Here is a 14,797-nt window from a genome sequence, read left to right as displayed (position 1 = left end):
TGGCGGCGAGCCCGTCTCGGTAGGATGGGCTGGTCCCCGGGGCGTGCCCCGGTCCCACCTGCCCGACGAAGGAGTGCAGCGGCGTACGCCGGCTCATGACATCTCTCTCCCGAGAACCCGACCCCACGCCGGCCGAGCACCGGGTCGAGCACCGTATCGTCATCCCCGCGCACGTGCCGATGGTCGCGCTCCTCGGCAGCGGCGACTCCGTCCTCAGGGCCGTCGAGTCCGGGTTCCCCACGGTGGACGTGCACGTCCGCGGCAACGAGATCGCCGTGACGGGTCCGCCGGGCGACGTCGCGCTGGCGTCCCGGCTGCTCGACGAGCTCGTCGAGGTCGTCGAGGCCGGCACCCAGCTCAGCGCGGACGTCGTCGCCCGGTCGATCGCCATGCTCACCGCCGCGACCGCCTCGCGCCCGGCCGAGGTGCTCACGCTCAACATCCTCTCGAGCCGCGGGCGCACGATCCGGCCCAAGACCGTCGGGCAGAAGCGCTACGTCGAGGCGATCGACGCGAGCACGATCACGTTCGGGATCGGTCCTGCGGGCACCGGCAAGACGTACCTCGCGATGGCCAAGGCGGTGCAGGCCCTGCAGTCCAAGCAGGTCAGCCGCATCATCCTCACGCGCCCTGCGGTCGAGGCGGGGGAGCGGCTCGGGTTCCTGCCCGGCTCGCTCACGGAGAAGATCGACCCGTACCTGCGTCCGCTGTACGACGCGCTGCACGACATGATCGACCCGGACACGATCCCCAAGCTCATCGACGCCGGCACGATCGAGGTCGCGCCGCTGGCCTTCATGCGTGGCAGGAGTTTGAACGACTCGTTCATCATCCTCGACGAGGCGCAGAACACGACGTCCGAGCAGATGAAGATGTTCCTCACGCGTCTCGGCTTCGGCTCCCGCATGGTCATCACCGGCGACGCGACGCAGGTCGACCTGCCGGGCGGCACGCAGTCGGGCCTGCGCGTCATCGAGGACGTGCTCACGGGCGTCGACGACGTCGAGTTCTGCCGGCTCACGTCGTCGGACGTCGTGCGGCACCGGCTCGTGAGCGACATCATCGACGCGTACGCACGGTGGGACGTCGCGGCCGGTGCGCCGTCGAGGCGCCGTGACGACGACCACCGCGGACGGACCGCGGACAGGAACCGACGGGCGAGGAACGACACGTGAGCATCGAGGTCAACAACGAGACCGAGGTCGAGGTCGACGAGGCCGAGTTCGCGGCGCTCGCGCGCTACGTTCTCGACGCGATGCGCGTGCACCCGCAGAGCGAGCTGTCCGTCCTCTTCGTCGACACCGACGTGATGAGCGAGCTGCACGTGCGCTGGATGGACGAGCCAGGACCGACCGACGTCCTCTCCTTCCCCATGGACGAGCTGCGGCCCGGTCGCGACGGCGAGGTCTCCGGGCCGGGCCAGCTGGGCGACGTGGTGCTGTGCCCCGAGGTCGCGGCGCAGCAGGCGCTCGCCGCCGGGCACTCGACCGCGGAGGAGATGCTCCTGCTCACGACGCACGGCATCCTCCACCTCCTCGGCTACGACCACGCCGAGCCGGAGGAGGAGAAGGAGATGTTCGCGCTGCAGCGCCAGCTGCTCCTCACGTTCCTCGCGGGCCGGTGAGCGGCGAACCGGTCGCCCTGCTCGCGGCGCTGACCGTGCTCACGGTCGCCCTCGCGGCCGCGTTGAGCGCGGGCGAGGCGGCGGTGCTCCGCGTGACGCGCGCCGCCGTCGTCGAGGCGACCGGCGGTCTCGACGCGTCGGGCTCGTCGCGTCCGGGCGGGCGTCGCGCTCTCGCGCTGCTCGCCGACCCGGTCGTGACGGCGCGCTCGGTGGGGTTCGCCCGCGTCGTCGCGGAGGTCGCCTCGATCACGTGCCTCACGCTGCTCGTCGCGGCCTGGTTCGAGCCCTGGTGGCAGGTCCTGCTCGTCGCGCTCGCGGTGAGCGTCGTCGTCGGGCTGCTCGTCGTGCGGGTCAGCCCTCGCTCGCTCGGTCGCCGGCACGCGGTGCGTGTGCTGCTCGTGCTGTCGGGGCTGCTGACGGGAGTCGTCGCCGCGACCCGGTGGCTGACGCGCGTCGCACCGGCGCCGGACTCCGCCGCCCACCTGCGCGAGCTGCAGGACATGGTCGACCGCGTCAACGAGTCGGAGGTCATCGAGGAGGAGGAGCGCGAGCTCATCCGGTCGGTGTTCGAGCTCGGCAGCACGCTGACGCGCGAGGTCATGGTCCCGCGCACCGACATGATCACCATCCCGGGCGACACGCCGCTGCGCAAGGCGCTCTCGCTCTTCCTGCGCTCCGGGTTCTCCCGCGTGCCCGTCACGGGCACGTCGGCCGACGACCTCGTGGGCGTCGCCTACTTCAAGGACGTCGTGCGCGTGCTCCAGGAGGGCCCGGACGCCGTCGCGCAGCCCGTGGGGACCGTCGCGCGCCCGGCCATCTTCGTCCCCGAGTCCAAGCCGGTGGACGACCTGCTGCGCGAGATGCAGGCGTCGTCGTCGCACATCGCGATGGTCGTCGACGAGTACGGCGGGGTCGCCGGCCTCGTGACGATCGAGGACGCGCTCGAGGAGATCGTCGGCGAGCTGACGGACGAGCACGACCGCCCCGAGCCCGAGGTCGAGGACCTCGGCGAGGGCGTGCTGCGCGTGCCCGCCCGGCTCGGCGTGGACGAGCTCGGCGAGCTCTTCGGCCTCGACCTGGACGACGACGACGTGGACACCGTGGGCGGCCTGCTCGCCAAGGCGCTCGGCAAGGTGCCGCTCCCCGGGTCCTCCGCCGAGCTGCACGGGCTGCGGCTCGAGGCCGACCGCGTGCAGGGCCGCCGCAAGCAGCTCGCCACCGTGCTCGTCTCGCGCCTGGTCCCGGCCGACGTCCCCGCGGACCCGCGCACCCATGACCGTCCCCCTGCCGCCCCGGCCGCCCCGGCCGCCGACGACGCCCGGACGTCGGGCGCCACCCGCCACCGTTCTGCCCTCCCGACCTCGAAGGACGCCCCGTGAGCACCACACCTCCCGAGCACCGCTCCGGGTTCGCCTGCTTCGTCGGGCGCCCCAACGCGGGCAAGTCGACGCTGACCAACGCCCTCGTGGGCCAGAAGGTCGCGATCACGTCCGGCCGTCCGCAGACGACGCGGCACACCATCCGCGGGATCGTGCACCGACCCGACGCCCAGCTCGTGCTCGTCGACACCCCCGGCCTGCACCGCCCGCGCACCCTGCTGGGCGAGCGGCTCAACGACCTCGTGCGCGGGACGCTCACCGAGGTCGACGTCATCGCGTTCTGCCTGCCCGCGGACCAGAAGGTGGGGCCGGGCGACCGGTTCATCGCGAACGAGCTGGCGGACCTCATGCGGGGGCGGCGGGGGACGCCGGTGGTCGCCGTCGTCACGAAGGCCGACCTCGTCGACCGCGGGACGCTCGCCGCGCACCTCCTCTCCGTCGACCGGCTCGGGGAGCAGGCCGGCGGTTGGGCCGACATCGTGCCCGTCTCGGCCCAGGACGGCTACCAGGTCGACGTGCTCGCGGACGTGCTCGTCTCGCACCTGCCCGTGGGCCCCGACCTCTACCCCGGCGGGGAGCTCACCGACGAGCCCGAGGCCGTCATGGTCGCCGAGCTCGTGCGCGAGGCCGCGCTGGAGGGCGTGCGCGACGAGCTCCCGCACTCCCTCGCCGTGCAGGTCGAGGAGATCGTCCCGCGCGAGGGGAGCGGGGACGAGTCGACGGGCCGCCCTCCGTTGCTCGACGTCCGGGTCAACCTCTTCGTCGAGCGCGACTCGCAGAAGGCGATCATCATCGGGCGCGGCGGGTCGCGGCTGCGCGACGTCGGCACGCGGGCCCGCGAGGGCATCGAGGCGCTGCTCGGCGCGCGGGTCTACCTCGACCTGCACGTCAAGGTGGCCAAGGACTGGCAGCGCGACCCCAAGCAGCTCCACCGGCTCGGGTTCTGACGCGGCGCCCGGCCCGCCCGGGGGTCAGCCCCCGACGGGTGCTCGGGACCGCACCAGGGACCCGCGCAGGACGCGCGGCGTACGATTCCTCGGTGATCTTCCGGACCGCAGCGACGACGGCCGCCCTCGCGGTCGTGCTCGCGATCGTCGGTGCGGTCACCGGCCCGCAGTGGGACCCGGTGCCCGTGACCGAGCACCTCGAGCCCGCCACGCCCGACACCGCGGTCGGCGGGCAGGCCCCCGGTGGGGCCGACCCCGTCGGGACCTACGACGTGCGCGAGACCGCCGTGACGGTCCGGCTCGACGGCGCGACCGTCGAGGGCGTCCTGCGCGAACCCGTCGGCGCGGGCGACGACCTGCCGGGGGTCGTCTTCGTGCACGGCGCCGGGACCGGGCTCGCGACCGAGGCGTTCGTCGACGTCGCGGCGGACCTCGCGAGCGCGGGCGTCGTGACGCTCGTCCCCGACAAGCGGCTCGACACGTACTCGACGCGCCACCGCGACTACGGCGCCATGGCGCGCGACTACGCGCACTCGGTCGACCTGCTGCGGGCCCGTCCGGACGTCGATCCCGAGCGCGTCGGCCTCTACGGCGAGTCCGAGGGCACGTGGATCGTGCCGGTCATGGCCGCCGACGACCCGACGATCGCGTTCTCGATGCTGGTCTCCGCGCCCGTCGTCCCACCCCGCCAGCAGGCCGCCTTCGCCGTCGACAGCTATCTGCGCAACACCGAGGTCCCGCACGGCGTGTTCCGCGCGATCCCGCGCGCGGTCGGGATGGCCATCCCCGGCGGAGGCTTCGAGTACGCGGACTTCGACGTCGAGCCGTACCTCGAGGAGCTCACGCAGCCGGTCCTCGTCGTCTACGGCACCGCCGACCCGTCGATGCCCGTCGAGCAGGGCGCGCGTCAGATCCTCGACGCGACCGGGCCGTCGTCGGCCGTTCCCGGCGGTGCGGACGTCACGGTCCGCTACTACGCGCGGGCCAACCACGGCATCAAGCTCGACGACGTCCTCGTGCCCGACTTCCCGCGCGACGCCGCCGCGTGGATCACCTCGCTGCCCGAGAGTGCCACCGCGCAGCCGCAGATCGCCGGCGCTCAGCCGAACCAGCAGTTCCTCGCGGGCCCTGTCCCGACGCCACGATGGCTGGGCAACGGCGACCTGCTCGTCGCGCTCGTGGTCGTGGCCGGAGCGCTCCTGGTCGTCGGTCCGCTCGCGAGGCTCGGCGTGGGGCTCGTGCGACGGCTGCGCCGCGTCGCCGGCAGACCCCCGGGACCGTCGGGGCTCGCCCCCGGCTTCCGTGGCCCGCTGGTCGGGCTGGGCGCCGGTGCCGCCGCCACGACCGTAGGGCTCGTCGTGTACCTCGTGGCGGTCGCCCGGCTCGCGCTGGACTACGAGAAGGACGCGTGGGTCGTGCAGGGCGGCTGGGTCGCGGTGCGCCTGCTCGGCCTGGCGACGCTCGTCGCGGCGGCGCTCCTCCTCAACCGGTCCGCGGACGTCCGGGCGTCCCGCAGGGCCCTGGCGGACCACCCGCGGCACGTCGTCGACGGCGAGCGCGCCGCGGTCGTCCGCGTCGCGCCGGACGTCGCGACGCGGGTCGTCCTGTGGTGCGTCGTCGCCGGTTCGGCCGTCCTCCTCGTGATCCTCGCGTACTGGGGCGTGTACCAGCTCGGGATCTGACCGCTCGCCCGGCGTCGTGCCCCCGGCGTGCCTACAGTGGAACGGTGAGGCGCCGGTGGCTCGCGCGGGACCGGGCGGCTCGGGAGGGGCGCAGCGCCCACGAGCCGCCGTCCGACGGCGCGGCCGCACCGACAGGGTCGGTGAGCTTCGAGCTCGTCCCTCACGACCTGCGCAGCGACGCCCGGTTCGACGCGCTGTTCGACGAGCCCGGCGCGCCTCGGCACGGGTCGGCGAGACCGACGCCGTCGGGCACGGACGGATCGGCGGGCGCACGGCCGTGGTTCGCCCACCCGGTGCCCTGGGTGGCGGCCGCCGTGGCGGTCGCGTTCGCCGGTTCCGTCGCCTTCACGGCGTCGATGGAGGACTCCCGCCCGCTCGACGTCACGGAGCTTCCCGGTGGCCTGCGTCCCCTCGAGGAGCCGCCGGTCCCGCAGTGGTCGGTCCCCGTCGCGCCCGGCGCAGGCGTCGTCCCCGCCCCGGGTGCCGTCGTCGTGCTCGACGACCGCCTCACCGCGTACGGCGTCGACGACGGTGCCGTGCTGTGGCGGTCCGAGCCGCTCGGCGACCGGACGAGCTGCCTGCCGGGTCCCGGCGAGCCGGCGAGGGACGTCGTCGTGTGCGTCACCCCCGCCCGGTGGCGCGAGCAGCAGGGGCGCGTGACCGCGATGAGCGCGACGACCGGGGAGGTGCTCGGGGTGCGGGTCGTCGAGACGGCGGGACGGTCCGTCGTGCCGATCGGCGCCGCGGACGTCGTGCGAGCGTGGTGGCGAGGAGGGCAGGTCGTCGTCGCGCGGGAGGACGCGGTGTCGGGCGAGCAGAGGTGGGAGCGCACGTTCGAGCACGACGGGCCCGGGCAGGGCGGCGACGTCGTCGTCGACGCGTCGCGCGGCGTCGTCGACGTCCTCGCGCCCGGGGTCGCCGCGGTGCTCACCGAGGACGGCGCCCCGCTCGTCGAGAACGACGTCTGGACGATCGTGCGGCTGCAGGACGGGCGGTACGTCGGCAACGAGTACGGCCGCGGGACGGCGACCGTCTTCACGACGGCGGGCGACCCGGCCTTCAGCATCAGGGGTCGCGTGCTGGAGACGCCGCTGTCCGACGGATCCGCTCCGGGGGTGATCGTGACGAACACGTTCGGCAGCATCGTCGGGGTGGACGCCGCCACGGGGTCTTCGCTGTGGGTGCTGCCCGGCGTGGGACTCCGGGCCGTCGTGCGCGTCGACGGTCGCGTCGTCGTCCAGACCGACTCGTCGTTCCGGAGCGTCGACGTGCGCACGGGCGAGGAGGCATGGTCCGTCGACCTCGACGAGGGGAGCTCGTGGCCCGTGCTGACGGACGGCGAGTCGTTGTTCGTCACGGAGCGAGGCCGCTGGCGAGACCCGGGGATCGTGTCGGTAGCGCTCGACGACGGTGCTGTGGAGTGGCGGTGGAGCCCGCCGGAGGACACCTTCCAGGTGCTCGCCGTCGAGGGGCGCCTCTTCGTCCTGGAGGCGGACCGGTTGACCGCCGTGTCGTGAGGTGCGCCGCGTGGCCGCTTGAGCCGGACGTGATGAACCGGTAGAAACGGTCGGGGCCTTCTGGCCCGGCGTGCGTGCGTCCGGCACGGCGCGACAGCGTAGGGAGTGCACGATGACCAACCAGACCGGAGCGGCCGACGAGCCGCAGGCGGGTGCCGGGCCGGAGGCGACGCCCGACCGCGGAGCGACGGGTGGCGACGACTCCACGACCGGAGCAACCCCGCGCGCCGACGAGCAGCCCGCGACGGGCGTCGAGGGCGGCGCGGCGTCGCCGTTCGTCGGTATCCCCGTGAGCGACTACGTGCGCGACGGTGTCGCGACCCTCCTTCTCCTCGTCTCGCTCGCGCTGCCGTGGGACGTCGCCCATCGCGCGTCCGACAAGGTCGAGGTCGTCCTCCTGACGATCCTCTCGCTCCTCACGCTCGCTCTCCCGTACCTCGCGCGGACCGGCGTGCTCCCGGCCTCGTGGACCGTGCACACCACGCGCCGTGTGCGCCTCCTCGCGAACGCCCCGTACGCGCTGCTCGTCGCGATCTACCTCGTCGTCGACGTCGTCGGCGGCGGGAACCTCGGCGACGGCTGGGGCGGGCTCGGACCGGCCGCCGCTCTGGGGCTCGCCGGTGCGGTGCTCGCCGCGCAGCCGCGTCAGAGCGAGCTCGGGCCGCAGGACGTCGACCGCGCCGTCACGACGCGGTGGATGCAGGCGCTCCTGGTGCTCTCCGGCGTCCTCGTCGTCTCGGTCCTGCTGACGATCGTCCTCACGGTCACCGGCGTGCGCCCCGACGGGGTGCTGTTCGTCGTGCTCGTGATCGTCTCCGGCGCGTTCCTCCTCGCGCTCGTCGGGCTGCCGGCGCTCGGCACGTGGCGGCGGTCGGAGGCTGCCCGGCTGACTCTCGTCGCGCTGGGCGTCGTGGCCTCCGTGGCGTTCGTCCTCCTGTCAGGCGACGTCCTCTGGGTGGTCGAGAGCATGCACGCCGGACGGTTCGGGCTCGTGCTCGTGCCGGCGCTCGCAGCCGTCGCGGCGTCGCCGGCCGTGCGGCGCGCGATGTCTCCCGCCGAGGCCGTGACGACGTGGGTTCGCGTGGCGGTGAACGCTCTCGACCTCGTCATGGTGGTCGCCGGCTACCTCGCCGTGAGCGCCGTGCTCACCCTGGCGGAGGGCGCTCGCGGGCTCCCGGTGGTGCTCGCCGTCGTCGTGGGCGTGCTCGCCGTGGCCGTCGCGTTCCTCGCTCGCCGAGCCCTGGCACGTGACGCGGTCACCGGGCGACCTCTCGCGCTCGGCGCGGCAGGGGTCGTCGCCGTGCTCGGCATCGTCGTGCTCGTGGTGTCGTCGCACCGGGTCGCCCTGTTCGGCGGCGTCGAGCAGGTGCTCCTCGCGTTCGGCCTCCCGCTGCTGGTCGTCGGCGCGCTCACCGTGCCGCGCGAGATCCGGGAGTACTTCGCGGAGCACCGGCCGGTCCCGGTCGCGACGGCCGGCGACGCAGCCCGCGCCTACGTCTGGCAGCCGCCCGCCCCCAAGCCGGCCCGCCCGGCGCCGAGCGCTCCGGCGCCCAACGGCTACGGTCCGGCGCCCACCGGTCACGGCCCGACGCCCGCCGGGACGCCCGGAGGTCCGGAGCACGCCCAGCCGACCACGGGTGCTGCGCGCTGGGCACCGGGCGGCGACGCGACCGAGGTCCTTCCGGTCCAGACGGTCGAGCCGGAGCGCAGCGGCTACGCAGCACGTCCCGGGCTCACGGCCGCGGACGGCTCGACGACCGCCGTCCTGCCCGCGTACGACGAGGGCAACCCGGGCACCGGCCCGCAGCCGACGGCCGCCTCGCCCGCGCAGCCCGGCTACGCGCAGCCCGGCTACGCGCAGCCCGGCCAGGCACAGCCGGGCTACGCCCAGCCCGGCTACGGGCAGCAGGCCGCGCAGGGTTACGCGCCGCAGACCGGACCCGTGCAGCAGCCGGCCCCGGCCCAGCCGGCCGGTTTCACGGCGGCCCAGGCGCTCGACCCGTCGACCCCGCTCGAGGTCCTCGCGCAGATCGTCCAGGACGCCCCGCACCTGCGTCCGCAGGTCGCGGCCAACCCCTCGACCTACCCGGCGCTGCTCGAGTGGCTCGGCAACCTCGGCGACCCCGCCGTCGACGCCGCGCTGCGGTCGCGGCGCGGCTGACGAGCTCGACCTCCGTCGTGCCCGGGTGCTGGACGTCCCGCACCCGGGCACGGCAGAGGGGTACAGTGGCGACGTGCACCTGATGCGGCAGCTCCTCCTTCGTTGCCGCGGCGAGGCTCTCTAGCCGGTTCCTCGTCGCGGTGGTTGGTGTGCCGGCTGACACCGATCAGGACGACGACGAAGGACCCATGATGAACTCGACCCCCGCTCCCGTCACCGAGGCCGCGAACGCGCAGCGCCCGTCGGGAATGCCGATCCACAAGTACCAGCCGTACCACCGCCAGATCGAGGTCGCGGTCCCGGACCGCACGTGGCCCGACAAGCGGATCACGCAGGCTCCCCGGTGGTGCGCCGTCGACCTGCGCGACGGGAACCAGGCCCTCATCGAGCCGATGAACCCCGAGCGCAAGCTGCGCATGTTCGAGCTGCTCGTCGAGCTGGGCTACAAGGAGATCGAGGTCGGCTTCCCGTCGGCCTCGCAGACCGACTTCGACTTCGTGCGGATGCTCGTCGAGGAGGACCGCATCCCCGACGACGTCGTGATCCAGGTCCTGACGCAGTCCCGAGAGCACCTCATCGCCCGCACCTACGAGGCGATCAAGGGCGCGAAGCAGGCGATCGTGCACCTGTACAACTCGACGTCGGTCCTGCAGCGCGAGGTCGTCTTCCGCTCCGACGAGGACGGCATCATCGCGATCGCGGTCGACGGTGCGCGCCTGTGCAAGAAGTTCGAGGAGACGGTCCCCGAGACCACCGTCTACTACGAGTACTCCCCGGAGTCGTACACCGGCACGGAGCTCGAGTTCGCGGCGCGCATCTGCAACGAGGTGCTCGAGGTGTTCGAGCCGACGCCCGACCGCAAGGTCATCATCAACCTGCCCGCGACGGTCGAGATGGCGACGCCCAACGTCTACGCCGACTCGATCGAGTGGATGAACCGGCACCTGAACCACCGCGAGAACGTCGTGCTGTCGCTGCACCCGCACAACGACCGCGGCACCGCCGTCGCCGCGGCCGAGCTCGGCTACCAGGCCGGCGCCGACCGCATCGAGGGCTGTCTGTTCGGCAACGGCGAGCGCACCGGCAACGTGTGCCTGGTCACCCTCGGCATGAACCTGTTCAGCCAGGGCATCGACCCGCAGATCGACTTCACCGACATCGACCACATCCGCCGCACCGTCGAGTACTGCAACCAGCTCGGCGTGCCCGAGCGCCACCCGTACGCCGGCGACCTCGTCTTCACGGCGTTCTCGGGTTCGCACCAGGACGCCATCAAGAAGGGCTTCGACGCGATGGCCGTCCACGCGGAGGCCGAGGGCAAGACGGTCGACGAGCTCGTGTGGGCCGTCCCGTACCTGCCGATCGACCCCAAGGACGTCGGCCGCTCCTACGAGGCCGTCATCCGCGTCAACTCCCAGTCCGGCAAGGGCGGCATCTCGTACCTGCTCAAGAACGAGCGGCACCTCGACCTGCCGCGCCGGCTGCAGATCGAGTTCTCGCAGGCCGTCCAGCAGCACACCGACCAGCGGGGCACCGAGGTCACGGGCGAGGACATCTGGCGGATCTTCTCCGACGAGTACCTGCCCGTCGAGCCGGAGTCCGGACTGGAGCCGTGGGGTCGCCTCAAGCTGCGCGCCACGCGCGCGTCGTCGAGCGAGAGCGGCCCGGACACGCTGAGCGTCGACGTGCTCGACCGCGGCGAGGAGCTGACGCTCGAGGGCACCGGCAACGGCCCCGTCGCGGCGTTCGTCGACGCGATCGCCCAGGTCGGCGTGGACGTCCGCGTCCTCGACTACGCCGAGCACGCCCTCTCCGAGGGCGGCGACGCGACGGCAGCGGCCTACGTCGAGTGCCAGGTGGGTGACGACGTCCTCTGGGGAGTAGGCATCGACCCGTCGATCACCACGGCCTCCCTCAAGGCCATCGTCTCGGCGGTCAACCGCGCGGAGCGCACCGCCGCCTGACCTGTGGCTCGGTCAACCGCCCGCGTGGTCGGGTCGGGTGGCCGGGGTGGGTGGTGTGCTCGGGCTGCCGCGCCGTCGCCCCGGTCGTTCGTCCTCGCTTCTCGGAGCGCGGCTCTGACGCCCTTCGCACACCACCCACCCCGACCCGGCTTCGTCCCACCCTGGTCGCCCCTCGTCCTCAGGCGCGACCTTCCGGGTCACCGCCTCCGCTGAGTGCTGGGGATTTGTCGTCACGAGCTCGGTTTCACGACAAGTCCCCAGCACCCACGGCCGGGCCCCTAGACGTAGACCGCACCGTTCGGTACCTCGCGCACGATTCGGCAGCCCTAGGTGCCGATCGGGGACACGAAGTGCCGAACCGTCCAGGTTGCGGGCGTGCCGATCCGTGCGACCGGCCGACGTGTCGGTGACGGGCAGGACGAGCGGTGGGGGCGGACCATGTGCGAAGGACGTCAAGGCGCGCTCGTGAAGCGAGGACGAACGACCAGGGTGACGGCGCGCCAGTCCGAGCACATGGTCCGACCCCACCGCGGACCCGACCACGTTGACCCGGCCCCGACAACACGTCGCGCGCGGGGACGTGGGTGGGATGACGGACAATGGGGGCGTGGTCCTGTACCGAGACGACGCGATCGTGCTGCGCGCCCAGAAGCTGGGCGAGGCGGACCGCATCATCACCCTTCTCACGCGCGAGCACGGCAAGGTCCGTGCCGTGGGCAAGGGGGTGCGGCGCACGTCGTCGCGGTTCGGGGCGCGGCTGGAGCCGTTCATGGCGGTGGACGTGCAGCTCTACGTGGGGCGCTCGCTCGACACGGTGACGCAGGCGGAGACGATCGGGCCGTACGCGCGCCGTATCTGCGAGGACTACGCGCTCTACACGGCGGGCACGGTGATGCTCGAGACGGCGGAGCGGCTCGTCGCGGACGAGAGGGAGCCGGCCGTCCAGCAGTACTGGCTCCTCTCGGGCGCGCTCCGCGCCCTGTCCGAGAACGCTCACGCGCCGGGGCTCGTGCTCGACTCGTACCTGCTGCGGGCGCTCGCGGTCGCGGGATGGGCGCCGTCGTTCGTCGACTGCGCGCGGTGCGGGGAGCCGGGCCCGCACCGGTCGTTCGCCGTCGCGCAGGGCGGGGCGGTGTGCTCGCGCTGTCGCCCGCCGGGGTCGACGGCGCCCGCCCCGGAGACCTTCGTCCTGCTCGCCGCGCTCCTCGCGGGGGACTGGGACACCGCCGACGCGTCCGACGCACGGCACCGCAAGGAAGCGAGCGGCCTCGTGGCCGCCTACAGCCAATACCACCTGGAGAGAACGTTGCGATCACTGCGCATGGTGGAGCGGGACGTGCCCCCCGCCGTCGTCCCGCACCCTGGCCTCGACGGCGGCCCGGTCGCCGCGACCGGGCAGGACGCCTGATGGCGCGCGGACGGCGGTCGTACGCCGCGCCGTTCCCGCATCCGAGCGGTGCGCAGGCCCCGGCGATCCCGGCGCAGTTCGTGCCCCAGCACGTCGCGGTCGTCATGGACGGCAACGGGCGCTGGGCGAACGCGCGAGGGCTGCCGCGGACGGCGGGCCACGAGGCGGGCGAGGCGGCGCTGCTCGACGTCGTCGCGGGCGCCGTCGAGATCGGCGTCAAGCACGTGTCGGCGTACGCGTTCTCGACGGAGAACTGGAAGCGCTCGCCGGAGGAGGTGCGCTTCCTCATGGGGTTCAACCGTGACGTCATCCGGCGCCGCCGCGACGAGATGGACTCCTGGGGCGTGCGCGTCCGCTGGGCCGGGCGACGGCCGCGGCTGTGGACCTCGGTGATCAAGGAGCTGGAGATCGCCGAGGAGCAGACGAAGGACAACGACGTGTGCACCTTGACGATGTGCGTCAACTACGGCGGCCGCGCCGAGATCGCCGACGCCGCGGCCGCGATCGCGCGGGAGGTCGCCGCCGGGCGGCTCGACCCGGGCAAGGTCACGGAGCGCACGATCCAGAAGTACCTCGACGAGCCCGACCTGCCGGACGTCGACCTGTTCCTGCGCAGCTCGGGGGAGCAGCGCACGTCGAACTTCATGCTCTGGCAGGCGGCGTACGCGGAGCTGGTGTTCCTCCCCGAGCCGTGGCCCGACGTCGACCGCCGTCACCTGTGGCGCGCCGTCGAGGAGTACGCGCGCCGCGACCGCCGTTACGGCGGCGCGGTCGACGCCGTCGCGACGAGCTGACCGTTCTCAGCCCTCTCAGCGCACCGCCGCGAGCGCGTCGAGGCGTGCGGCGAGCTCGCGCGGACGGCTGAGCGCGACGAGGTGCCCGCCCGGCACCTCCTCGACGTCGAGGTCCAGGCGCTCGCGCGCGACGGTGCGCTGGAACGCGAGCGGGAAGAGCCGGTCGTCGCGGCCCTGCAGCACGACGGTCGGCACGTCGGGCCACGCCGGCGCGGGCCAGGGCTCGCCGAAGGATCGCTCCGACGGCGCCCGGTCCTCCCCGGCCAGGACCTGTTCCCGGACGTCCGCCGGCACGTCGTGGAAGAAGTCCTCGACCGGGTCGAAGGGGCCGAGCCCCGCGTCGGCGCGTGCGCCGTCGTGGCCCGTGGCACGCCACCAGTCGGCACCGGTCTCGCCCGGCAGCGGGATCATCGGGTTGAGCAGGACGAGCAGCCGCGCGGGCTCCCTCCCGCACAGGAGCGGCGCGACGTAGGTGCCCATCGACTGCGCGACGACCACGAGGTCGGGTCCCGCGTCGGGACCGACGGCGTCGTGCAGCGCGGCGGCGGCGACGTCGGCGAGGTCCGTCCAGCCGTACGCCTCGTCGTGCTGCGGCAGGTCGACCGGCACGGCGAGGTGCCCGAGCCGTTCGAGCTCGGGAACGAGGCCGGACCAGTACCCGGGGTCACCGCCGGCACCGGGCAGCAGCAGGAAGGTCGTCATGCGGTGGGGACGGTCGAGCGGAGGCGAACTCATCGCTCCGGCGTGCGCTCGGTCCTCACCGGCTCGAGGACCGTGTCGTCACCGGGCGTCGCCGTGGGCCGCACCGCAGCGGCGTCCACGCGGCGCGACGTGCGTCGTCGGACCGTGCCGACGACGAGCGCGGCGATGGTACCCACGAGGGCGACCAGCACGGCGATGCCCCACGGCGACCCGGTCGCGGCGGCGAGCGTCGCGGACCACACGGCCCACCCGACGGTCGCGTAGATCGTCGCGTGGATCGCGCACCCGACCAGCATCGCGCCGAGATAGCGCCCGAAGGGCATGCGCACGACGCCCGCCGCCGCGTTGACCACCGTCTTGGTCCCGGTCGCGAGGAACGACGCGGGGACCGCGAGCACCCCCCAGCGCCGGACGACGGCGACGCCCCGGGCGGTGGAGTCCCCGGACAGCCACGTGTGGACGCGGGCGACCCACGGCTTGACGGGCCGGGTGCGGTCGAGCGTCCAGACCGTCACCAGGCGCGCGATCCAGTACGTCGCCTGCGTCCGGACGAGGACGACCGCGAAGAAGAACGCGAACAGCGCGGCGAACGGGGCGCCGTCGAGCGCGTCGGGCACGG

General features: G+C 73.6%; 12 protein-coding genes. 10 read left to right on the top strand and 2 right to left on the bottom strand.

Going from position 1 to position 14,797, the window contains the following annotated elements; translation table 11 throughout:
- Positions 1 to 95: 95 nt before the first annotated feature.
- From AC4H2H_RS04065 to AC4H2H_RS04020, 10 genes are all read left to right on the top strand, one after another.
- The gene (locus tag AC4H2H_RS04065) at positions 96 to 1,175 is read left to right on the top strand and encodes a PhoH family protein (protein WP_494369535.1); all 1,080 of its coding nucleotides are present in this window, start codon (positions 96 to 98) and stop codon (positions 1,173 to 1,175) included.
- On the top strand, positions 1,172 to 1,624 hold the full coding sequence (ybeY, locus tag AC4H2H_RS04060; RefSeq protein ID WP_494369534.1) for an rRNA maturation RNase YbeY: 453 nt from the start codon (positions 1,172 to 1,174) through the stop codon (positions 1,622 to 1,624). Before AC4H2H_RS04065 ends, ybeY begins: the two co-directional genes overlap by 4 nt.
- Positions 1,621 to 3,003 (top strand): hemolysin family protein, encoded by a 1,383-nt coding sequence (locus AC4H2H_RS04055; RefSeq protein ID WP_494369533.1) that lies wholly within the window; start codon positions 1,621 to 1,623, stop codon positions 3,001 to 3,003. Before ybeY ends, AC4H2H_RS04055 begins: the two co-directional genes overlap by 4 nt.
- Positions 3,000 to 3,950, top strand: a complete 951-nt coding sequence (era, locus tag AC4H2H_RS04050) for a GTPase Era (protein WP_494369532.1) — start codon at positions 3,000 to 3,002, stop codon at positions 3,948 to 3,950. The genes AC4H2H_RS04055 and era overlap by 4 nt, the downstream gene beginning before the upstream one ends.
- A 92-nt stretch (positions 3,951 to 4,042) precedes the next feature.
- Entirely contained in the window at positions 4,043 to 5,632 is a 1,590-nt protein-coding gene (locus AC4H2H_RS04045) for an alpha/beta hydrolase family protein (RefSeq protein WP_494369531.1), read from the top strand.
- Between the two features lie 44 nt (positions 5,633 to 5,676).
- Positions 5,677 to 7,149 carry an outer membrane protein assembly factor BamB family protein gene (locus AC4H2H_RS04040; protein ID WP_494369530.1) on the top strand — a complete coding sequence of 491 codons (1,473 nt, stop codon included), beginning with the start codon at positions 5,677 to 5,679 and terminating at the stop codon, positions 7,147 to 7,149.
- Positions 7,150 to 7,261: 112 nt separating this feature from the next.
- Positions 7,262 to 9,310, top strand: a complete 2,049-nt coding sequence (locus AC4H2H_RS04035; protein ID WP_494369529.1) for a DUF7937 domain-containing protein — start codon at positions 7,262 to 7,264, stop codon at positions 9,308 to 9,310.
- Positions 9,311 to 9,498: 188 nt separating this feature from the next.
- Positions 9,499 to 11,274, top strand: a complete 1,776-nt coding sequence (leuA, locus tag AC4H2H_RS04030) for a 2-isopropylmalate synthase (RefSeq protein WP_494369528.1) — start codon at positions 9,499 to 9,501, stop codon at positions 11,272 to 11,274.
- Between the two features lie 607 nt (positions 11,275 to 11,881).
- On the top strand, positions 11,882 to 12,682 hold the full coding sequence (recO, locus tag AC4H2H_RS04025) for a DNA repair protein RecO (RefSeq protein ID WP_494369527.1): 801 nt from the start codon (positions 11,882 to 11,884) through the stop codon (positions 12,680 to 12,682).
- Positions 12,682 to 13,476, top strand: coding sequence for an isoprenyl transferase (locus AC4H2H_RS04020; RefSeq protein ID WP_494369526.1), 795 nt, complete (start codon positions 12,682 to 12,684; stop codon positions 13,474 to 13,476). The genes recO and AC4H2H_RS04020 overlap by 1 nt, the downstream gene beginning before the upstream one ends.
- 15 nt (positions 13,477 to 13,491) lie before the next feature.
- On the opposite strand, the gene AC4H2H_RS04015 is transcribed toward AC4H2H_RS04020, so the two are convergent.
- Positions 13,492 to 14,178, bottom strand: coding sequence for an alpha/beta fold hydrolase (locus AC4H2H_RS04015; protein WP_494369525.1), 687 nt, complete (start codon positions 14,176 to 14,178; stop codon positions 13,492 to 13,494).
- 29 nt (positions 14,179 to 14,207) lie between these two features.
- The gene (locus AC4H2H_RS04010) at positions 14,208 to 14,795 is read right to left on the bottom strand and encodes a DedA family protein (protein ID WP_494369524.1); all 588 of its coding nucleotides are present in this window, start codon (positions 14,793 to 14,795) and stop codon (positions 14,208 to 14,210) included.
- Positions 14,796 to 14,797 lie beyond the last annotated feature (2 nt).

The sequence above is a fragment of the Cellulosimicrobium sp. BMG9.22 genome, assembly GCF_059159975.1.
Note: the sequence above shows the minus strand (reverse complement) of the source record. Positions and strands in the feature narration are given on the sequence as shown.